We start from the raw sequence: 20,679 nt of genomic DNA on the forward strand, positions 1-20,679 counted from the left end.
CCCTGCACTGGAGGATTCCAGCGGAGGCTTTCCGTTCAGCGGGTGTGGAAAACGGGAGAGGCTTACAGATCGTCGTCGGAGCAGGCGGCGAGGGCGGAGGACTTCTGGTAATCCGTGACCTTGCCTTCGAAGAAGTTCTGCTCCTTGCGGACGTCCATCATCTCCGCCAGCCAGGGGAGAGGATTGGTGACGCCGGGGTTCAGAGCCGGGAGGCCGCAGCCGGCGAGGCGGCGGTCGGCGATGAAGTCCGTGTAAAGCTCAAACTCGGCGGCGCTGAGGCCGACGGCGTTCACGGGGAGGCAGTCGCGGATGAATTCTTTTTCCAGGGAGACGGCCTCGCGCATGGTCTCGACGAGGTCCTGGCGGAACTCAGCGGTCCAGATGTCCGGGTTTTCCTCAATGAGGTCCATGAACAGGTTGCGGAAGACTTCGATGTGGTTGGATTCATCCCGCAGGGTATAGCGGAACATCTGGCCGATGCCGGGGAACTTGTTCTGCCGGTAGAGGCTGAGGATCATGCCGAAGAGGCCGTAGAACTGGGTGCCCTCCATGCACTGGCCGAAGACGAAGATGTTTTTGGCCAGGAGCTGCTTGTTCTCCAGCTTGGTGAGGTCCAGGTCGCGGCGGAGATTGTTGGAATGCTTCGTCACGAACTCGTTTTTCTTCACGATCGTGGGGATCTGCTCGAACATGGCCTCGCACTCATGGGGATTGATGCCCAGGCTGGAGATCATATAGAGGAGGGAATCCGCGTGGATGTTTTCCTCGTGGGCATGACGGCCCAGGACGAGCTTCAGCTCCGGGGCGGTGACGAGCTCGCGGACGACGTGCTGGACATTGTCACCGACGATGCCTTCCGCTGCGCTGAAGTAACCGATGCCCATCATGATGATCCAGCGCTCATTCTGGGAGACATCATGGGAACGCCACTGCTCCACGTCTTTCTGCATCTGGATGTCCTCAGGCTCCCAATGGTTGGCCTTCATGATGCGATAAAGATCGTATGCCCACTGATATTTAAGGGGCAGAAGGTTAAAAGTCATGGTCTGGCGGCCATTGATGACTTTTTTGGCGGCGAAGGCCTCTTCGGCCTTGTCCTGGTCCAGTTTGAACTCGCGGGAACCGATTTTATAGATTTTATCCATGTTTAAGCAGAATAGGGTTGAGAAGTGCGGAAGGGTTGAAGGGAGAGGGATACGACCGAAAAAGGGGCGGGAGACGTTATACTAGATATAGCGCGGGCCGGGGTCGAGTATGCACTACATCTTGTGTAGGGCGAGAATTTTTTGCCATCGAGACGCGTTCCAAATGTTTCACAACGCAGCGGCAAGCGTTCCACAGGAATATAATTTTTTCTGCGTTAAAATGGCGGAATTGGCACGCAAATGCGTGAAAATTCTCAACTGTGATAGATTTCCTTCAAAACCAACGGATTGTGAATAACTCGGACGCGAAGAGCTAAAAATGACTTTTTCGTCACTTCGGTCCGTAAAAAAAGAAGGCGCAGAAGCGTCCGCCGAACGGGGAGTGAGAGAAGCCGCTTGCCAAATAAGCGTCATCCCCCATATTCGCCGCCCCTTATGGACATTTTGATTGGCATTCTGACAGTGGTCGAGGTTCTTGTGTGCCTCCTCCTCATTCTCATCGTTCTCATGCAGCGCCCGCGGCAGGAGGGCCTTGGAGCCTCGTTTGGTGACGGGATGATGTCCCAAATCGCCGGAGCGCAGACGACGAATGTGCTGCAGAAGTTCACGGTGTATCTGGCCGTGGCCCTTTTCATCCTGACGCTGAGCCTGGCCATGCTGGTCTCCCGCAAGCAGTCCCAGAAAAGCGGAACGCGCCTGTTTGATGCGCCGCCCCCGGCTGCTGCGCCTGCTGAAGCTGCCCCAGCCGTGACTTCTGAACCTGCCGCCGTGGTGCCAGATGCAAAACCTGCTGACGAGGCTGCCAAGGAAGTGACGCCTGCAGAGGCAGCGAAGAAAGATCCCGCTGAAGCCAAGGCAGTGGAGCCGAGCGCTCCGGCCAAACCGCTGCTTGAAGCCGCCAAGGAAGAGAAACCTGCGGATGCCGCACCGGCCGCTCCCGCACCGGCTCCCGCACCAGCGATGAAGGAACCGTCCGCCGAGACCCCTGCCCCAGCACCTGTTTCCCCTGCCCCAGCACCTGTTTCCCCTGCCCCTTCCCCAACACCTGCCGAGCCAGCCCCTGCTGCCCCGGCCCCGGCAACTCCTGCCGCCCCTCAACCCTAACCTGGCTCGTTATCCCCGAGCTACCAACCGTGTTTGATCGCCCCATGAACAGTGGCGGCTTAATCTTCGCCGCTATTTCCACAAACCGTGGTTCATGGTTTGCCGGATGGCTGGCGGCACTGGCCATGGTGGTTCTGTGCGGGCAGCTGCAAGCGGCAGGCTATGTCCGATGCCAGCTTGCTGACGGGTTTGATTTCCCCGTGGGGAAACCAAACGCGGACAGCTACTACAAATCCCGCGGCTACTGGCCTAACGGCCATCTGGGCGAGGACTGGAATGGCAAAGGCGGAGGGGACAGCGACCTGGGAGACCCCATTTATTCAACCGCAAGGGGTGTGGTGGTGATTTCCGAAAATGTCGGCGTGGGCTGGGGCAACTGCATCCTCATCCGCCACGCCTATCGGGATGCGACGGGGAAGATCGCCATGGTGGACAGCCTGTATGCGCATCTTCACCAGCGGATGGCGAAGGTGGGCCAGACGGTGGAGAAGGGTCAGCTTGTGGGTACCATGGGCGGGAACAACGGCATGTATCTGGTGCATCTGCACTTTGAAATGCGCAAAAACCTGCGCATCGGCATGAACCGCAGCCAGTTTGCCCGGGACAACAGCAATTACTACAGCCCCACGGATTTCATCAACAAACACCGGGTGCTGGCCACCAGCTTTCAAAAGTATCCGATTCCGCTGGGACTGTTTTCTCCGTATGGGCGGTCCGCCGCCGATGCTGGAAGCGGCGGGGACATTACTGTCCGTGTGCCCACCCTGCCGACGACAAGACCCAATCTGCCGGAAAGTGGTCCGTCTGCCGATGATGAGGACTTCTGGTCCAAACTGCGCACGCGGCTGAAGCAGGGCAAGATGACTGAAGGCGTGGACACACCTCCCTAACGTTAACCGCTCCTGAAGCGATCAACTGTGGCCTCAAGGAGCCACCTTGGCCCACACGCCTTGCTTTTCCTCGCGGGCTTTGCGGCTCAGGGACATCAGCTCCGCCAGGTAAGTGGGCAGATCCCTGTTATCCCCTGGGAGGGAGGTTTCCACCCCGTCCAGCCGGGCGTAGCCTTTGCGCAACAGCAGGTCCATGAGATAAACGCGCTGCCCGTCCTCCCTGACAAAACGGATGAGGGCATAATAACGCAGGGTATTCGGCACGCGCTCCCAGCGGGTGAGCACCTCAAAGGGCCGGGTCTTCAGGAGCTCGGCGACGAATGCGGCGGCCTCCACCCCGGTGGAGGTGATGACCCGCTCATTGGTGCGGCCAAAGTAACGCGCCTGGTCCGCCACCCGCTGGGGGTGGTTCATGCTGGCCTCCAGCGCATCCACAAAGTAGAGGACAAAGATGTGCTCTTCATTGCCGAGGCGGATGCGCAGCGTATCCGCCTCATTGGCGCGGCTTTCCACCAGGGTGGCACGCGGGAAGCTGAGAAACTTTTCTTCCACCGGGCGGGGACGGCCACCTTCATCCGGCAGGGTTTCTCCCGGCACGCCCGCCAGCTTCACAGGCACGGCTGCAGGGGGCGCAGGGCGGCTTTCCTTTAGCAAGATGCCGCCTAGCACGACGATCAGCACCAGCACAGCAGTGATGGCGAGGTTGAGCAAGGTGTCCCGAAGCGGCATAGGCAGCCGTCACTGTCCGTGAAATCAGCCACTTGCCAAGCGCTTAGAACTCGGCTGCCCCAGAAGGCTGCACCTTGCTGCTTAATTGCGGAGTTCCTCGATCACCTGGGGATCCGACGCGAGCTTCTTTTTGACGGCGAGAACGTTTCTGCCGGCGGACTGCACCTGGTCGAGCATCCCATAAAATTTGGCTGAGGTCCGGACCGGATTGAGCACCATGGTGCGGACGGTCTCGCCGTAATCAATCAAGGCATCAATAAAAGGCCGCACCCGCGCATCCAAAACGGAGCGGAGGCGGCGGAGGCGGTTTAAATCGGCACCCAGATCGTCAGGCTTGAGGGTGTCCAGCCTGCCGTTCATGGCGTTGTCCATGGAGCTTAAAAGGCCCAGGGCATGGCTGTCGGCAAACTCCACTGAACCCGCCAGGGAGAGGAGCTGGGGGGCACGCCTCTGGGCATAAGCCAGCAAATACCGGGCGGAGAGGCTATGAGGAGCCTTCTCCACTACAGACTGCAGGCGGCTGATGGCATGGGGATTGTGCAGATTGGCGGTCTGGCGCGGATCCCTGAGGATGGCCTCCCGGAACACTTCAAACTCATCCAGGGCCTGCTGCAAAGCGGCAGGGCGCTCCAGGCTGGCCAGACTGACGGCCTGATCAAACTGCTCCAGGCCAAAAATATGGATGGCAGCCAGAGGTGCCGGACCGTCCAGCACCAGAATGTCTGCCACGGCGTTTTCATTTTTCGCCGGGATGGCCAGGAGGGTGCAGTCTTTCCTGGTGGCCCCGCGCATCTTGGCGGCCACCCCGCCAATGGGCTGGACGGAGCCGTCGGCATTCATATCGCCGGTCACGGCAAAAGCGGGGTCCCAGGTCTTGCCGGTGAAGAGTGATTCCATGAGCAATCCGCAGGCCACGGCGGCGGAAGGCCCGCCTTTTTCGGCATACTTTTCTTCGAAGCTGATTTCCAGGCATAATCTCGGAGGGTAGGCATGCCGCCTTTCCATGAACTTGCGCACCTCCCGCAGGGCGAAGAGCATATCCGAACCCACAGACTGGTTAAAACGGACACCCATCGGCCCTTTCATGGACATGATGCTCAAGCGGGACATCTGGCCGGCCGTCTTGCCCGTCGGCAGGTGGATGACGAGCAGGCCGTTCACATGGGATTGCTGCAGCTTGAGCATGGCTGAGCCATCCGCCATCGGGTAGGCCAGGGGAGTGCCTGCGAGTGGGTAAACATCCCCGGCCAGGGCAGGGCCGGAGGAAGGAAGAGCGGCCGCCAAGGAGCGCGGCGGCGGGCTGGGAGCTCCGGCAGGCCCGGCTGCGGCACTTTGCATCTCCTCAGTCAGCGTGCAGCCGCCCGCCACAGGCTCGCGCACCCTCTGGATGGCCACCCCGCCGCCGACATTGGGCAGGGACAGCAGGTTGTTGTTGACCCAGCGCACCGGCAGCATGACCTCCGGGCCGGTTTCGGCCGGTGTATTGAAGAGAGGAAGGTCAGGCTCAAAAACAGCTGTGCAGTTTTCAATGGTCACCTGCGAAACTGCCACCAGAAGAGTCGGGTGGATGAGGCATCTGTTGAACTCGGTGTAGCGGATGGACGGACGGCGTGCCAGGCTGACCGGGCTGTTTTCTGCATCCACGGCCATTCTGAGCAGACGGTCCGGGGAAGTCTGCTCTCTGACCAGGCAATCCATCATTTCGAGGCCAAACTCGTTGCCCGCAGCCGTCCATCCGCCGCCTTGAAGAATGCAGTTGCTGATCCGGAAGGAAGGCTGCGGGCTGCCGCTGCCGCCGAGGTCGCAGTTTTCCAGAACGGAGGATTCAATCAACACCTCGGAGCCCGCTTCCGCCTGGATCTGGCAGTTCTGCAACCGCGCTCCCCTGACCCGCAGCCGGGCACCGGTTTGAAGCACGAAGCGGGTGCCCTCGATGAGCGTGGAGGGGCTCACTTCAAAATGACAGACATTCCCTTCCCCCGGAGCTACTGTAACGCTGCCAGAACCCAGATAATGGCCGGGCGGCAGAGTCACGGATGCCTGGACAAGATGTGTCTCGTCGGAAAAAACAAGGCGTGCCGTGGAGAGCTGCTGGCCAGAAACGCCTGCATGAACGAGAAAGGTCCCCAGCGCACAGCACCGAGCTAGATGTTTCCAGGGCTTCCATAGGGCTGTTTTCATAAAAAAGACGTAAGGATGATTACCCTTCATCCTCCCGCCCAGGCTGCCCCCTGTCGAGGAATTTTCATCCGGCTTTTCATCATGACCTTGCTTCTTGAACCGGCCCCGCTAAACCCCCTTGCATGTCACTTGAATCCGACCGCGCCGAACTCGCCGAAATCCTCCGCAGCAAATCCGTGAAGACGGGCAAATTCACCCTCGCCTCCGGCAAGGAAAGTGATCTCTACGTGGACTGCCGGGTGACGACCCTGGATGCACGCGGGGCCGTACTGGTGGGACGGGTGCTGCATGACCTGCTGAGAAAAGAAGAGGCAGCCAAGGGGCTGGACATTGGCTCCCTGGGCGGCCTGACCATGGGGGCCGACCCCATCACGCTGGCGGTGGCCATGACCTCCAGCCTGGCGGGTGATGCCAAGGTGGTACAGGCATTCAATGTGCGCAAAGAGCCGAAGGGGCATGGCCGGGGCAAGCGCATCGAGGGCAATTTTAATCCGGCCCTGCCCGTAGTGGTGGTGGATGATGTCATCACGACCGGGGACTCCACTTTGAAGGCCATCCAGGCCATCGAAGAAGAGGGCGGCAAAGTGGCCTTTGCACTCATCCTGGTGGACCGGCAGGAAGGCGGCAGGCAGAATATTGAGGGCAAAGGATACCCTGTCGTTGCCGCGTACACACGCGCTGACCTGGTGTAATACTTTTCTCATCCCCGCAATCTATTGACAGGGGATCGGCTCGCGGGATGCTGATGCCCGTGAGGATGATTTTATCTGGCATTCCCAAAGCGCTGGCTGGCCTGGCTGCAATCCTCGCCTTGAGCGCAGAGGCGCAGATTACTTTGCGGAGTGACGGCGTGGGCAAGTTGCTGAATGAATGGCACAAGGAAGGCACCGCCGCCGGGCTTGCGGAGATCACGTATGAAAACCGTGACGGGCAGCATTCACCGCTGAATGCCGCGCAGTATCCCCAGTTGCAGATCTTCCAGCCGGATGCCGCAAGCGGGCCGCCTACAGGGCCGTCCGTGGCACTGCGGATGAAGCCGACGGTGGGCAACTGCTCCATGTCTGCCCCAGCGGACAAAGGCGGCAGCCTGCCGCGCATGTACCAGGTGGATCCGAAGGGGCAGAAATTCCTGATGATGCAGTATCTGGCCAACAACCTGATGATCTATCCGGAGCACCAGGATCACGACATCGGAGCCAATGGAGTAGGAGGCTATGGCGACCTGTTTCCATCCAACAACCCTTGCACGATCATTTCGCAAGGCTCCTCCGGCAGCGACCAGCCTTTCCTCAATGCCGTGCTCACCACCATTGCCGCCTTCCCGCCGGAGACGCAGCAGCTGCTCATTGATAAAAGAGTGCTGATGCCGACGGTGCAGGCGCTGCTCCGCCAGTCTGGCAAACAGGTGAAAACAGAGGAGTCCTATTTCACAGGAGCCGCCCATCCTGTGGTGTTTGATGCGGGGAACCTGGATGAGGAAAAGATGGTCAGGCTGGCTCATGAAATGCGCCCGCCCATGATCCCGCCGGTGGTGCAAATAGAGGTGCTGGAGGAAACCGGGCTGGCAGCCGGGAAGGATTTCTTTGAGCAGGAGCCGCTGCCGCCAGCCAAGCTGGCGGACACGCCGGTTTCCATTGCGCGCATCCTGCGTGGCAATGCTGCGGAATACACCATGACCGTCAGCGCCCGCAAGAGTGCGGACCTGATGGGCCGCCCGGTCCAGTTGCGCTGGCAGCTGCTCCAGGGAGACCCCCGTGCCGTCCGTCTGGAAAGCGTGGAAGACCGGCCGCAGGCCCGTCTGCGGGTGCGCTGGCAGCCATCATTTAGGAACAGCGCCGGCATCCGCAGCCACCGGGTGGACATTGGCGTGTTTGCCAGCAACGGCATCAGCACGGGCGCGCCGGCCATCATCAGCTTTTACATGCTGCCTAACGAAATGCATTTCCATGATGCAGAGGGCCGGACAGCGGAAATTTTTTACCAGACGCACAATCCTGACCTGGGTCTGCCAGCCAGCACGCAGGATCCGCGCTGGCTGAAGGCCATGCTGGCCGCCTCCCTGGCCGGGGACGGGCTGCGCAGCCGTCTGATGGAAAAACTGCTGACGGAGGCTGAAAGGCAGGCCATTCAAAAAGTCTGGATACCGCTGAACAAGCAGTGGCAGACCATTGAAAAGCTGGAGGCGGACCCGGCTAAAAAAGAAAGTGCAGCGCCTCTGCGAAATCATTTCTCCGATGACCTGGCCAAGGCGCTGGAGACCCCGCTTTCCAGCGACCAGGCCCTGACTCTGCGCATGGTCATAGAAAGAGCCCTGGTTTCCATCGCCGGCTTTACGGACCTGTATCCTTCGTTCCAGCAGGAGCTGCGCAGGCTCGCCTCCGCCTCAGTCAAAGCCACAGCAGCAGCCGATGTGGACAGGGAGGTCCAGAGGTTGAAGGACCTGAACATTTTTACCTATGAGGCCGGCGGCCTGGTCGCCCTGGCTGCGCCGCCAGATCAGATCACCGCAGCGGACCGCTATGGCATCAGCGGGCTGAATCTGACGCTGATGAGCCAGGTGCTTTTTCCGGAGATGCTGGAGCGCTCCACTGCCCCGGCGTGGGTGGATCCCCGCCTGACCACACCGAAAGCCTGGCGGGATGTGCACCGCTATGACAGGGAGGGAAAGCACCTGGGCTGGATCCGCCATCAAGGAGGACGCACGGCCTGGTTTTCCCCCGACGGCAGGTTTCTTCCTGCGGGGCTGGGCCAGCCGGACAAGGCGCAAGAGGTGGTCTATGAGAAGAATCCGCAAGGACTGCTGGAGTGGCGGGTCAAATGACCCTACCATGGCCGCCCAGCCATGAGAATACTGACCTTTTCCCTGCTCCTTGCCGCCGGCCTCCAGGCGGCTGATCTGCAAACCGATGTCTGCATTTATGGTGCCACACCGGGCGGCATTGCCGCCGCGCTGGCCGCCGCGAAATCAGGCAGCGAAGTGGTGCTGGTAGAGCCGACGGCCAGGATCGGCGGCCTGGTCACCAGCGGCCTGTCCCACACCGACTTCCATTCCCTGGAATCCCTGACCGGCACCTTTCTGGATTTCAGCCAGCGGGTGAAAGCCCATTATGTGAAGACTTACGGGGCTGACTCGGACCAGGTTAAAGCCAGCTTTGAAGGCACGTTTGGCGAGCCTAAAGTGAATCTGCTGGTCCTGGAGGAAATGCTCCGCGAGCAGCCCAAGATCACCGTCCACCACAACCGGATCCTGAGCACCGTGGACATCGAAGACAATGCCATCAAGACCGCCTCCTTCACGACCGGGGAAGAGGTGCTCAACATCCATGCCAAAGCCTTCATTGACGGCAGCTATGAAGGAGATCTCATGGCCAATGCGGGCGTGAAATACCATGTGGGCCGCGAAGGAAAGGAGCAGTATGGGGAGTCCCTGGCTCCTGAAAAAGGAGACAGCGAACTCCAGGCCTACAATTTCCGCTTTTGCGCCACTGACTCGCCCCTGAACCGTGTGCCCATCACGGCTCCCAAAGGCTATAAACGGGAGGACTTCCTGCCTGTTCTGGACTTCCTGGTGCCGGGCAAGATTGACCGCGTTTTTGGCTATCCCTCCCGCTGCATTGTCAAAGCGCAGACACCCGCACTGCCGAACAACAAGTATGACATCAACGATGTCTCACGGGGACTCGTCCGCCTGTCCATGCCCGGCTACAACCTGGGCTGGCCGGAAGGGGATGCAGAGACGCGCCAGGAGATCTATGAAGAGCATCTGCGCTACAATGTGGGGCTGTTGTATTTCCTCATCAATGATGAAGCGGTGCCCGAACGGATCCAGCAGCCCGCCCGCGAATGGGGCTGGTGCAAAGATGAATTCACCGAGACCAACCATCTGCCCCCGCAGCTTTATGTCCGCGAAGCCCGGCGCATGATTGGCCAGCATGTGTATGTCCAGCAGGACAGCGAGCACGCCCCCGGGGATGCCCGGGCCAGGCTGTTTACCGATGCCATCGCCATGGGGGATTACGGTAACAACTGCCACGGCACTTCCCACGAAGGACCGCTCATTGGCGGCAAGCATGGCGGGGAACTGTACAATCCGGTGCCGCCCTACCAGATCCCCTATGGCAGCCTGGTGCCGCAGGCCCGGCACTGCCGCAACCTGCTGGTGCCGGTGGCCGTTTCCTCCTCCCACATCGGGTTTTGTGCGCTGCGCCTGGAGCCCATCTGGATGTCCCTGGGGCAGGCTGCCGGTCATGCCGCCGCCATGGCTGTGAAAGACGGTCTGCCCGTCCAGGAAGTACCTGTGGCTGATCTTCAGGCCAGACTGCACCAGGACCAGTCCGCCACCATTTATGTAGCTGATGTACTGCCGGGCCATGCTCTTTTTGAAGCCGTCCAATGGTGGGGCACCGCCGGCGGCCTGCATGGCCTGCATCCCATGCCTGCCAAACCCGGCCAGCGAGGGAAAAATCTGCACGGGCAGTATTTTGAAGCCAATCCCGGTCATGCAGCGGACCTCGACAAGGCCATGGATGATGAAACCCGCAGCCGCTGGCTTCCTCTCCTGAAAAAACTGGGCATCCCGGCTGAGGGCCTGTCCAAAGCCGCAACCCGCGGGGATTTCATCCGCGATGCGTTCGCGAAAAAAATCTGACCCGCCTAACAAAAAACCCGGCAGCCAAAAGCCACCGGGTTTTTTTTACATTCTATTCAAAGAGCTTTCCCGGCTGTCATCACTGAATGCCCAGATACTCCACCAGGTATTCATCAATGATTCCAGTTGGCTCCAGGCCGTAGTCAGCCTGGAAGTTTGCGATTGCCAGACGGGACATGGGCCCGATCACACCGTCCAGCGGACCGGCATAATAGCCCAGCTCTGCCAGCGCTTCCTGCACGGAGTAATCCAGGGAATAGGTGGGGGAATACGTCATGCTCACATACGTGGACGGGATGGAGGACATCGAGCTGTAGTAGTACACACCAGGCGTCTCATAATAATAGGACATGTTAGGCGGGCCAAAATACCAGCCCAGACCGCGCCAGCCGTTTCCATGGCACAGACGATAATGGTTCCGGGGATAGGACCGGTAGGCATAGTGACGGTCAATGTTCGCAAACCGTGAAGAATCTGTATAACGCCAGTTGCTCCGGCTGGAGGTCCTTACAAACGAAGGCAGGGAATACGAAGGCCTGGAGCGTGAGTACGAAGACCCGCTCCGTGAATCCGGCCGGCGGATGTCCAGGCTGCCAGGGCTCCGCGAGGGCACCGAAGGCCTGGTAATCGAAGACGGACTACGCGAGGGCACCGAAGGCCTGGTAATCGTGGACGGGCTCCGCGATGGCGTCGAGGGCCTTGTAATCGAAGATGGGCTTCTGGAAGGCAGCGAAGGACGCGTAATCGTAGATGGGCTGCGCGAGGGCATCGAAGGACGCGTAATTGTGGACGGGCTCCGTGATGGCACCGAAGGCCGCGTCATCGTGGACGGGCTACGCGATGGCATCGAAGGCCGTGTCATCGTGGACGGGCTGCGCGATGGCATCGAAGGCCGTGTCATCGTGGACGGGCTGCGCGATGGCATCGAAGGCCGTGACACAGAGGGTCTCGAACTCGAAGGTGATGGCCGTGACACGGATGGCCTTGAACTTGAGGGAGAAGGCCGCGACATCGAAGGCCTGGACATCGAAGGTCGGCTTGCAGACGAACCACCGCGCCTGTCCTCACCCCGCTGGGCTTGGGCCGCCAAGGGCAGGGCCACCACGCAGACCGCCAGCAGCGCCATCGCACCAAAACCACGGCTAAAAGGAAAAAGGTTAAGTTTCATAACATCCATTCTGACGCCCCCTTTGGCCCTCCTATTCAAATAAACCGCCAATTCCGGCCCAAACCTGCTTTATCCCGCTTTTTTCTCCATATCCCCAAGCTGCACATCCAGCGCCCGGCCCGAGATCATCACCTCACGAAAAGTCAGGCTTAACGACACGATCATGCACACCAGGCTGATGACAAAGAACACCTGCCCGCCTGGCTGGTAGTTAAAGAACAGGAAGACCATACTCATCGTGCAGGCGATCAGGCTCAGCACCCCGGCCGCCTGCATGTTGCGGATCAGCACAATCCGCCCCCGCAAATTGCTGATCTGTGCCTCCAGCAGCGGGTCCCGGTTTTCCCGCCACGTCGCGTGCAGATTCCGGATGATGGTCGCCAGCGCCAGGAACCGGTTCGTGTAGGCCAGCATCAGCAGTGAGATCGCCGGGAAAAGCAGGGACGGCGTGGCAATGGGGAGATCAGGCATCGTCATACTTTTCTCTCTGTACAGCCCATACCCCCTCCTGTAAATCCTGCCCATCCTGCAATCCTGTCTGAAAATCATCATCAGATCCCGCCTCACACCCGTCTTTTCCCCCGCCCTCTCCTTGAACCTGTCCGTCCTGCCCCTATGATGCCGCCCATGACAGACACCTCCACACCCGCAATCGGCATCATCGGCGGCTCCGGCCTGTATGACTTCGATGGATTCGAAGGCCGTCAGGAACTTGAAGTCATCACCCCTTATGGGACGCCGTCGGACAAAATCGTCAGCGGCACCTATGCTGGCCGCCGTGTTTACTTCCTGCCCCGTCATGCCAAAGGCCACCGCATCCTCCCCACCGAGCTCAATCATCGCGCCAACCTGTGGGCCCTGCGCTCCCTGAATGTCCGCTGGATCATCGCCGTCACCGCCGTCGGCAGCCTCAAGGAGGAATACCGTCCGCGTGACATCGTCCTGCCCGACCAGTTTTACGACCGGACCAGCCGTCGTGAGCACCACACCTTCTTTGGCCGGGGCCTCGTTGCCCACATCGCCTTTGCCGATCCCATCAGCGCCAACCTACGAAACCTCCTGGCCGAGGAAGCCACCGCAGCCGGAGCCACCGTCCACAATGGCGGTACCTATGTGAACATGGACGGCCCCGCCTTCTCCACCCGGGCGGAATCCAATGCCAACCGCCAGCTCGGCTTTGACGTCATCGGCATGACCAACCTGCCCGAGGCCAAGCTGGCCCGCGAGGCCGAAATCTCCCTGGCCACCCTGGCCATGATCACCGACTACGACTGCTGGAAAACGGATGAGGCCCATGTCACCGCCGATGCCGTCATGGCCCACGTCTCCGCCAATGCCGCCATGGCCAAAGCCGTCATTGCCAAAGTCATCCCCCGCATACCTCTTCAGCCCAACTGGCCGGAGCACCGCGCCCTCGATGGCGCCCTCATGACCGACCGCAAACTCTGGCCTGCTAAAATCGTCCAAAGCCTCAAGCCCATCCTCGAACGTTTCATTTAGCTCCCCTACTGCCATGTCACTGCCTGCCTCCGTCCAGCTTTGCGAAGCCATCCCCGGCTATCCCGTTTTCATCATCCAGCATCCTGCCTGCACCGCCCGCATCGCCCTCAATGGTGCCCACGTCATGGAGTGGATCCCGGCGGGCCAGTCCCCGGTTCTGTACCACAGCCCCCAGGCCGTGCTGGAGCCGGGCAAGCCCATTCGTGGCGGCATCCCTGTCTGCTGGCCCTGGTTCGGCCCCCATCCCTCGGATGAAACCATGCCCATGCACGGCTTCGCCCGCACCCGTCCCTGGACGCTCATGGAGGCCAGCGAATCCGACGAAGGCGTCAAAATGTCCTTCGTTCTCTGCAGCGATGCCGCCACCCACGAGCTTTGGCCGCACGAGTTCGAAGCCCACCTCACCGTGCACCTGGGAGCCACCCTGGATGTCTCCCTCATGACCATCAACAAAAGCGGCAGTGACATGCTCCTGGCCGAGGCCCTCCACACCTATCTCACCGTCGGCGACATCAGCCAGGTCACCGTCAAAGGCCTTGATGGCAGCGGCTACCTGGACACCGTCGGCGAGCGCACCGAGCGCCAGCAGTCCGGCGACATCACCTTTGACCGCGAGGTGGACCGTCAGTACCACAGCAGTGGTACCGTCACCGTCACCGATCCCGCCCTCAACCGCACCCTCACCATCGAGAAAGGCGAAAGCGGCACCACCGTCGTCTGGAATCCCTGGATCGAAAAATCCAAGCGCCTCGCCGACCTTCCTGACGAAGCCTACCACCACTTTCTCTGCATCGAAGCCGCTAACGCCGGCGCTGCGACGGTCACCCTCCCCTCCGGCTCCGCCCACACCCTCCGCACGATCATCAGTGTACAGTAGTCATCACTCTCCGAGTGATGCGAAGCCCCCTCACGACGCTCCTTTCCAATAACACCTCTTGCCCCCGTCCAAACCATCCCAAACCCCATCACTCGGAGAGTGATGAATACCGTACCTGACTGGACCGGCTGGCAGCCCGGCATCCGCGCCACCCTCATGTTCATCGTGGATGAAGCCCAGGAGCAAGTCCTGCTCATCCGAAAAAAGCGCGGCCTTGGCGCAGGCAAGATCAACGGCCCCGGCGGCAAGATGGATCCTGGAGAAACCTCCGTGGAATGCGCCATACGCGAGACCCAGGAAGAACTCGGCGTCACGGCCCTGAATCCCGTCAAACATGGCGAGCTGTGCTTCCAGTTTGTGGACGGCCTGGCTCTGCATGTGGATGTTTACCGCGCCACCGAGTGGGAAGGGATGGCCATCGAGACGCCCGAGGCCATCCCGCTTTGGACCTCACTCAGCGCCCTGCCGTTTGAAGAGATGTGGGCCGATGACCGCTTCTGGCTGGCGGAACTCCTCATCGAAAAGAAGAGCTTCATTGGCAGGTTTCTTTTCGATGATGACACGATGCTCAGCAGTGAGATCGAATGGCCCGAGGGCCTGGACTAAGATCCTGCCGGCTTGGCCGGTGCCGGGGTGCTCGGCGCGGGCGTGGAGGGTGCCGGAGTGCTTGTGGAACTTGAGGAAGAAGCCGCATCCTGCTTGGCCGCCGCCTTATATTTGTCACTGCGGTAGTCCGTGATGTAGAAGCCGCTGCCTTTGAAAATCAGGCCTGAGCCAAGGCCGATCTTGCGCTTCACCGGCCCGGGGCATTCAGGCTGGGGGCAGTCGGTCAGATGCGGGTCTTTCATGGACTGGCGGACTTCAAAGGGATGTCCGCAGGTCTGGCATTCGTATTCGTAGGTGGGCATGGCGTTTGTCTCCTTGGGAATCGAACCGGGGTTTGATGGTCAGATAATTGAGGGTGGGATGTATGCGGGATACGCCGCTGCCATGCAAAGGGAAATTATACCCTTCCGTCATCCGCCCTTTCTTGCAGGTCACCGGTTTATACGCCATATTGTCTCCCCCATGGAAGACACTGACACAGCGCCCGCGCCCCAGCTTTCCGCCGTTGAAGCCCGTATCCTCGGCTGCCTCATTGAGAAGGAGATCACCCTGCCGGACTACTACCCGCTGACCCTGAATTCCCTGGTCTCTGCCTGCAACCAGTCCACCAACCGGGATCCCGTCATGAGCCTGGATGAGGGCAGCGTGCAACGCGCTCTGGAGAACATGAAAACGCGCGGCTGGGTCTTCCAGGTCACCATCTCCGGTGCCCGGGTGCAGAAGTTCCGCCATAATATCAAAGGCAAGCTGCCCCGCCTGGAAAAGCCCGCCATCTCCCTCCTGGCCGTGCTCCTGCTGCGCGGCGCTCAGACTGTCGGCGAGCTGCGCCAGCGCACCGACCGCCTGCAGACCTTCCCGGATTTGGAAAGGGTGGAGGCTGAACTGAACGGCCTCATCAGCTATCCCGAAGGCCCGGTGGTGGCCTGCCTGCCTGCAGGTCCTGGCCGCCGTGTGGCACTCTATGCCCAGCTTCTGACCGGGGAGCCCACAGGTATCGCCCCCCAGGAGGAATACATTGTGCCCCCGGCCGCAGTGGCCCCGACAGCGGCGGACCAGGAGTGGAAAGAACGCATGGAAATTGAGATCCAGCTTCTCAAAACCCAGCTCGCCCGCCTGAAGGCCAGCCTCGGGGTCGAAGACTAAGATGCCTCCATCCGCCTGTTGACTGCCCGCAGCCAGAGCGCATTCTAGCACCGCTCACCAGCGCACTCTATGATTGCCCCCCGTTCCTCAGGATCTTTGATTCTGGCCTTTTGCTCAGTTGCCTGCATTGTTTCCTCTGCCGCTGATCTGGCCCTGACGGAGGTGACGGACTTTGAGTCGCTGCAAAAGCTGGCGGCGCAGCTTGCCCAGAAGCCTTATGTGGCCCCCAGCCAGCAGCTCGACCCCTTCTTTGAAAACCTCAAGTACGACGGTCATCGCAAGATCCAGTTTCTGGAGGAAAAGGCGCTTTACCATGAAAATGAGGAAGCCTTCCGGGTACAGTTTTTCCATCCCGGCTGGATGTTTAAAAAGCCGGTGGAGTTCTTCACAGTGGACGGCGGGGTCAACAAGCCCGTCCCCTTTGACCAGAGCCTGTTTGATTACGCCGATCTGGACTTGCCGGAAAACTTCAAAAAGCCGGAGGGCTACTCCGGCTTCCGGGTGCTGGCACCACAGTCCCTCATGGACAAGCGGTTTGAGTTCATGGTGTTTATGGGTGCCAGTTACTTCCGTGCCGTCACGACCGAGCTGGGATATGGCATCAGCGCCCGTGGCGTCGCCGTCAATACCATCGGCGGCAAGCCGGAGGAATTTCCTGACTTCACCCACTTCTGGTTTGAGCAGCCCAAGCCGGGGGAAAAATATTTCCGTGTCCTGGCCCTTCTGAACGGACCCAGCATTACCGGGGCCTACCAGTTTGACACCTCTCCCGGCAAGACCACGGACATGCTAGTGAAGGCCACGCTGTTTCTCCGGCAGCCGGTGGAGATGCTGGGCATCGCCCCGTTTTCCAGCATGTTCTGGTTTGGTGAGAACAGCCACCCCAAACCGTATGACTTCCGCCCTGAAGTGCATGACAGTGACGGGCTTCAGATTGAGATTACCGGCGGCCCTTCCATCTGGCGCCCTCTGGATGTCAGCAAGGATCTGCGGCTAAGCGTCTTCGAAACAGACAGGCTCAAAGGATTTGGCCTGGGCGAGCGTGACCGTGACTTTAACAACTTCCAGGACCTGGAGGCCATGTACCATCGCCGTCCGGCCGTGTGGGTGGAGCCTATTAAGGGCTTCGGCAAAGGATCCGTGGTGCTGGTGGAACTGTCCACGGGGGAAGAGACCTGGGATAACATCGTGGCCATGTGGAGGCCTGATAACCTTCCCAAGACCCCGGCTGATCCGCTGCACTTCGAATACCGGCTGGCCTGGCTGGACGAGCAGCTTCCAGGACTCCTGTGCAAAGTCATCTCCACCCGGCGCGGTTTTGTCATGAAAAAGGACGACCACGAGTATGTCGTGGATTTCACCAAGGGCGGACTTCAGCTCGACAAGCCGGATGACTGGGTGCCAGAGCTGGATGTGGTAATCAGCAGCGGAGAAGCCAGGATCCTGGACCAGCGGGTCATGTACAACCGGGAAACCGGTGGCTGGCGGGCCTTCTTCAAACTGGATGTGCCGCCGAAGACCCACCTTCTGGAGATGATGTGTGAAATGAAGGACGGCGACAAGGTGATCTCCGAACGCTGGATGTATCAGTGGCGGCGATGAGGAACGAAGAACGGCGGACAACGCCGCTTTGTCAGGGAATAAGAAGAAAACGCATAGGTGAAAAGCTTGGGTGAAAAAGTTTTACCTTGTATTCACGAGATATTTTTGGTTTTGTCATGGAAACCGCTTAATTTCTTCCTATGCGCACCCTGTTCTTCTGGCTGACAACGACGGCGATTGCCGTTCTTGCTGCAGGGGCGTCGGAACTCGGTGCTGAAATGGAGCCTTTATGGGCGGTGCCTTCTCAGCCAGACATCCTGCCAGTGCCTGAGCCCTCGCGGGCATTCCTTTTGGGGATCGGCATCATGGCCATCGCCTTCACCTACCGGCAGGCCTGGATGAACTGGAAGCGCAAAGACTGATCACCATAGCCACAGGGTAAAGGCGGGGCTGTCTTTCACCCGCCCGCCAGGCGGGGTACGTGTCACCTGCTCAAACTGGGCCGCCCATTCCCGGATGATCTTGCGGGCAGCGCTGTAGGGATTGTAGTCATGGACAGAGAGGATCAGCGCAGACCGGTTATGCTCGGCATCGGCAAATTCATACAGGCTCTCCTTTTGCTCCGGGTCCCAGATCCGCCCTTCAATGGCGATGTTGCCTTTCAGCGGCCGGCCTACCACGGCCTCCGCCCCAGGAACGGCCAGGAGGTTGATGGCCCGCCGGGTGATGCCGGCGCTGATGGCATTGGGGTTCAGCTCCACAATGGCCAGTTCCAGGTGCAGCGCCTCCTTCTCCGGGGCGGCGACAATTTCATACAGCGGCTTTTTTGATTTGCGGAAGGCTTCTGTGAACTGGGCGCGGGCGTATTCGCCCAGTTCCACCGCCGCTTTTTGGCGGGATTTTTCCCGGACTTCTACGATGGAAAGAGGCCTGTTCATACGCCGGAGGTGCTCCGTGCTGACCGGGGCGATGTAGAGTTTCTTTTTCGTCCCGGCCTTTCTCCACGTCTCCTCGGAGGGATTTTTCCAGACACGCAGAAAAGGGTCATGGTCCGCCTGGGTCTTTTGAAGCTCGTCCGCATGGGCGAGGAAAGGCGACGGTTTCGCCGGCCCCGCTTTGGCCAGGCGATTGAGCGAACTGCAGGAACTGAGGCACACAAGGAGCAGAAAAATGAAACAAAAACGGAGGGTCATTTCATGAGAGTGGACGTTTTAACAGAAAAAGGTCATCTTTAGAGGAATGAAATCGCTGTTTTGTTTTATTTTTGCCAGTTGGGTCGTGGGGGCATCCGTTGCACAGGAGGCCGGTTTTGCCAAATTTGCGGCGGCGACCGTGCACCCGCTGGCGACTGAGGCAGCGAAAGCGGCCTATGCCAAAGGGGGGAATGCGGTGGATGCGGCGGTGGCTGCCGGGCTGACGTTGGGTGTGGTGGACGGGCATAATTCCGGCATCGGCGGCGGCTGCTTCCTGGTGATCCGGGCGGCGGACGGCACGATGTCAGCAATAGACGGTCGTGAGATGGCCCCGGCGAAGGCGCACCGGGACATGTATGTCATGGATGGAAAGCTGGATAATGAGGCGAGCAAGACGGGCGCACTGGCCTCAGGGATTCCAGGCGCATTGCGGGCCTATGAGCTGGCTTTGAAAAAGCATGGCAAGCTGACCCTGGCGGATCTGCTGCGCCCGGCGGCGGATCTGGCGGAGAAGGGATTTGAAATTGACGAAGTCTATGCCCGGAAACTGGCCGCCACGGCGGAGAAGCTGCGGCAGTTCCCGGCATCGGCGGCCATCTTTTTGAAGGCGGACGGGAGCGCGCTGAAGAAGGGGGACCTGCTGGTGCAGAAGGATTTGGCAAACACCTACCGGGCCATCGCCGAGCATGGGACGGGGTGGTTTTATGGGGGTGAGTATGCCGCAAAGGCGGAAGCCTGGATGAAGGAAAACGGCGGCATCGCCACCGTGGCTGATTTTGAAAACTACAAAGCGGTGGAGCGGGAGCCGGTGCGCTCTAGCTACCGGGGCTATGACCTGGTGTGCATGCCGCCGCCGAGCAGCGGCGGAGTGCATGTGGCGCAGATCCTGAACATTCTGGAGCATTTTCCGATCCGGCATTTCCGGGACAGCAGCCGGGTGCATGTGGTGACGGAGGCGATGAAACTGGCCTTTGCCGACCGGGCGCACTGGCTGGGGGACCCGGACTTTGCGCCGGTGCCGAAGGGGCTGGTGGACAAAGAGTACGCGAAGGAACTGGCTGCAAAGATTGACCTGGACCAGGTGACGAAGGTGCCTGCCCATAACACACCACCGCGCTGGGAGGGGGATGTCTTTGGCAAACACACCACGCACCTGTCCACGGCGGATGCGGAGGGGAACTGGGTGGCGCTGAACCAGACGATCAACACGGCCTTTGGCAGCAAGGTGGTTATCCCCGGAACGGGCGTGCTGCTGAACAATGAGATGGATGACTTTGCGGTGCAGCCTGGGGTGCCGAATGCCTTCCGGCTGGTGGGGGCAGAGGCCAATGCCGTGGCTCCTGGGAAGCGTCCGCTTTCCAGCATGAGCCCGACGCTGGTATTTAAAGACGGCCAGCCCCTTTTGAGTGTGGGAGCCGCAGGCGGGCCAACGATTATCACCCAGACGCTGCTGATGATCAGCGGGATGATTGACGACGGTCTGGGACCAAATGCCGCTCTGGCCAAACCCCGGTTTCATCATCAGTGGAGTCCGGATGAACTGAAGATCGAGAAGACCTTCAGCGTGGCGACCCGCAAGCGGGTGGAAAGCCTTGGCCATAAACTGGATGAATCCTCCGGCTTCGGCGCCTGCCAGGCGGTGATGTGGGATGTGGAGCGCAAGCTGCTGGTGCCGGCGCATGATCCGCGCATACCGGGGAAAGCCGACGGTCTGTAAAGGTGCAAATGGACTGTGCGAAGAGGGGGCCAGCCCTCTCATCCAGCCTTTACTTCGCGGCTTCGCAACCCGGCAACTGTGGGGTTAAGAAAAGGACTTTTTGTCGTTTTTGAGGGCGGCGTTAAGCAAAACCAGAAGCTTTCTGGCCATCGCTGTCATGGCCACCTTGCCGGGTTTGCCTGCGGCGCACAGGCGTTAGTCAAAAGCTTTGAGGATGAAGTTGTTGCGAATAAAGA

The 20,679-nt window shown here is 60.0% G+C and carries 20 protein-coding genes and 1 pseudogene; 13 read left to right on the forward strand and 8 right to left on the reverse strand.

Features of this window, described 5'->3' with window-relative positions:
• Window positions 1–62: 62 nt before the first annotated feature.
• Window positions 63–1,145, reverse strand: coding sequence for a ribonucleotide-diphosphate reductase subunit beta (locus tag WJU23_RS10040; protein WP_346332424.1), 1,083 nt, complete (start codon window positions 1,143–1,145; stop codon window positions 63–65).
• 435 nt (window positions 1,146–1,580) lie between these two features.
• Between WJU23_RS10040 and secG the strand changes: the two genes are divergently transcribed.
• The gene (gene secG, locus WJU23_RS10045) at window positions 1,581–2,249 is read left to right on the forward strand and encodes a preprotein translocase subunit SecG (protein ID WP_346332425.1); all 669 of its coding nucleotides are present in this window, start codon (window positions 1,581–1,583) and stop codon (window positions 2,247–2,249) included.
• Window positions 2,250–2,278: 29 nt separating this feature from the next.
• On the forward strand, window positions 2,279–3,139 hold the full coding sequence (locus tag WJU23_RS10050) for a M23 family metallopeptidase (protein WP_346332426.1): 861 nt from the start codon (window positions 2,279–2,281) through the stop codon (window positions 3,137–3,139).
• Window positions 3,140–3,172: 33 nt separating this feature from the next.
• Here the strand turns inward: WJU23_RS10050 and WJU23_RS10055 are convergent, their stop codons facing one another.
• Window positions 3,173–3,868 (reverse strand): hypothetical protein, encoded by a 696-nt coding sequence (locus WJU23_RS10055; protein ID WP_346332427.1) that lies wholly within the window; start codon window positions 3,866–3,868, stop codon window positions 3,173–3,175.
• Between the two features lie 81 nt (window positions 3,869–3,949).
• Entirely contained in the window at window positions 3,950–6,049 is a 2,100-nt protein-coding gene (locus WJU23_RS10060) for a S16 family serine protease (protein ID WP_346332428.1), read from the reverse strand.
• 122 nt (window positions 6,050–6,171) lie between these two features.
• Here WJU23_RS10060 and pyrE point away from each other — a divergent pair, with 122 nt between their 5' ends.
• The 3 genes from pyrE to WJU23_RS10075 all read left to right on the forward strand — a co-directional run bounded on the left by pyrE (window position 6,172) and on the right by WJU23_RS10075 (window position 10,697).
• The gene (gene pyrE / locus WJU23_RS10065; protein ID WP_346332429.1) at window positions 6,172–6,741 is read left to right on the forward strand and encodes an orotate phosphoribosyltransferase; all 570 of its coding nucleotides are present in this window, start codon (window positions 6,172–6,174) and stop codon (window positions 6,739–6,741) included.
• Between the two features lie 65 nt (window positions 6,742–6,806).
• Window positions 6,807–8,870 (forward strand): hypothetical protein, encoded by a 2,064-nt coding sequence (locus WJU23_RS10070; protein WP_346332430.1) that lies wholly within the window; start codon window positions 6,807–6,809, stop codon window positions 8,868–8,870.
• Window positions 8,871–8,891: 21 nt separating this feature from the next.
• The gene (locus WJU23_RS10075; RefSeq protein WP_346332431.1) at window positions 8,892–10,697 is read left to right on the forward strand and encodes an FAD-dependent oxidoreductase; all 1,806 of its coding nucleotides are present in this window, start codon (window positions 8,892–8,894) and stop codon (window positions 10,695–10,697) included.
• Window positions 10,698–10,776: 79 nt separating this feature from the next.
• Here WJU23_RS10075 and WJU23_RS10080 read toward each other — a convergent pair whose 3' ends face one another.
• Window positions 10,777–11,049, reverse strand: coding sequence for a peptidoglycan-binding domain-containing protein (locus tag WJU23_RS10080; protein WP_346332432.1), 273 nt, complete (start codon window positions 11,047–11,049; stop codon window positions 10,777–10,779).
• A 136-nt stretch (window positions 11,050–11,185) separates the two neighbouring features.
• Here WJU23_RS10080 and WJU23_RS10085 point away from each other — a divergent pair, with 136 nt between their 5' ends.
• A complete protein-coding gene (locus tag WJU23_RS10085; RefSeq protein WP_346332433.1) occupies window positions 11,186–11,908 on the forward strand; it encodes a hypothetical protein in 723 nt (240 codons plus the stop codon).
• 26 nt (window positions 11,909–11,934) lie between these two features.
• Here WJU23_RS10085 and WJU23_RS10090 read toward each other — a convergent pair whose 3' ends face one another.
• Complete coding sequence (locus WJU23_RS10090) at window positions 11,935–12,336, reverse strand: DUF2721 domain-containing protein (protein ID WP_346332434.1); 402 nt, start codon at window positions 12,334–12,336, stop codon at window positions 11,935–11,937.
• Between the two features lie 156 nt (window positions 12,337–12,492).
• On the opposite strand from WJU23_RS10090, the gene mtnP reads away from it, so the two are divergent.
• The 3 genes from mtnP to WJU23_RS10105 all read left to right on the forward strand — a co-directional run bounded on the left by mtnP (window position 12,493) and on the right by WJU23_RS10105 (window position 14,848).
• Window positions 12,493–13,365: an S-methyl-5'-thioadenosine phosphorylase gene (gene mtnP, locus WJU23_RS10095; protein ID WP_346332435.1), complete on the forward strand. Its 873-nt coding sequence runs from the start codon at window positions 12,493–12,495 to the stop codon at window positions 13,363–13,365.
• A gap of 13 nt (window positions 13,366–13,378) precedes the next feature.
• The gene (locus WJU23_RS10100; RefSeq protein WP_346332436.1) at window positions 13,379–14,242 is read left to right on the forward strand and encodes a D-hexose-6-phosphate mutarotase; all 864 of its coding nucleotides are present in this window, start codon (window positions 13,379–13,381) and stop codon (window positions 14,240–14,242) included.
• Between the two features lie 102 nt (window positions 14,243–14,344).
• A complete protein-coding gene (locus WJU23_RS10105; RefSeq protein WP_346332437.1) occupies window positions 14,345–14,848 on the forward strand; it encodes an 8-oxo-dGTP diphosphatase in 504 nt (167 codons plus the stop codon).
• Here the strand turns inward: WJU23_RS10105 and WJU23_RS10110 are convergent.
• A complete protein-coding gene (locus tag WJU23_RS10110) occupies window positions 14,845–15,150 on the reverse strand; it encodes an FmdB family zinc ribbon protein (RefSeq protein WP_346332438.1) in 306 nt (101 codons plus the stop codon). The genes WJU23_RS10105 and WJU23_RS10110 overlap by 4 nt on opposite strands.
• Before the next feature lie 160 nt (window positions 15,151–15,310).
• On the opposite strand from WJU23_RS10110, the gene WJU23_RS10115 reads away from it, so the two are divergent.
• The 3 genes from WJU23_RS10115 (at window position 15,311) to WJU23_RS10125 (ending at window position 17,955) form a co-directional block, all read left to right on the forward strand.
• Window positions 15,311–15,991 carry a YceH family protein gene (locus WJU23_RS10115; RefSeq protein WP_346332439.1) on the forward strand — a complete coding sequence of 227 codons (681 nt, stop codon included), beginning with the start codon at window positions 15,311–15,313 and terminating at the stop codon, window positions 15,989–15,991.
• A 69-nt stretch (window positions 15,992–16,060) separates the two neighbouring features.
• A complete protein-coding gene (locus tag WJU23_RS10120; protein ID WP_346332440.1) occupies window positions 16,061–17,593 on the forward strand; it encodes a glucan biosynthesis protein in 1,533 nt (510 codons plus the stop codon).
• Window positions 17,594–17,733: 140 nt separating this feature from the next.
• Window positions 17,734–17,955 carry a PEP-CTERM sorting domain-containing protein gene (locus tag WJU23_RS10125; RefSeq protein ID WP_346332441.1) on the forward strand — a complete coding sequence of 74 codons (222 nt, stop codon included), beginning with the start codon at window positions 17,734–17,736 and terminating at the stop codon, window positions 17,953–17,955.
• On the opposite strand, the gene WJU23_RS10130 is transcribed toward WJU23_RS10125, so the two are convergent.
• Window positions 17,956–18,726 carry a DUF3313 family protein gene (locus WJU23_RS10130; RefSeq protein ID WP_346332442.1) on the reverse strand — a complete coding sequence of 257 codons (771 nt, stop codon included), beginning with the start codon at window positions 18,724–18,726 and terminating at the stop codon, window positions 17,956–17,958.
• Window positions 18,727–18,772: 46 nt separating this feature from the next.
• On the opposite strand from WJU23_RS10130, the gene ggt reads away from it, so the two are divergent.
• Window positions 18,773–20,443 (forward strand): gamma-glutamyltransferase, encoded by a 1,671-nt coding sequence (ggt, locus tag WJU23_RS10135; protein WP_346332443.1) that lies wholly within the window; start codon window positions 18,773–18,775, stop codon window positions 20,441–20,443.
• An 84-nt stretch (window positions 20,444–20,527) separates the two neighbouring features.
• Here the strand turns inward: ggt and WJU23_RS10140 are convergent.
• Window positions 20,528–20,674 (reverse strand): annotated as a pseudogene (locus WJU23_RS10140) (IS110 family transposase); the annotation flags it as partial.
• Window positions 20,675–20,679: the final 5 nt, after the last annotated feature.

It is taken from the genome of Prosthecobacter sp. SYSU 5D2 (genome assembly GCF_039655865.1).
In the GTDB taxonomy this organism is placed as follows: Bacteria; Verrucomicrobiota; Verrucomicrobiia; order Verrucomicrobiales; family Verrucomicrobiaceae; genus Prosthecobacter.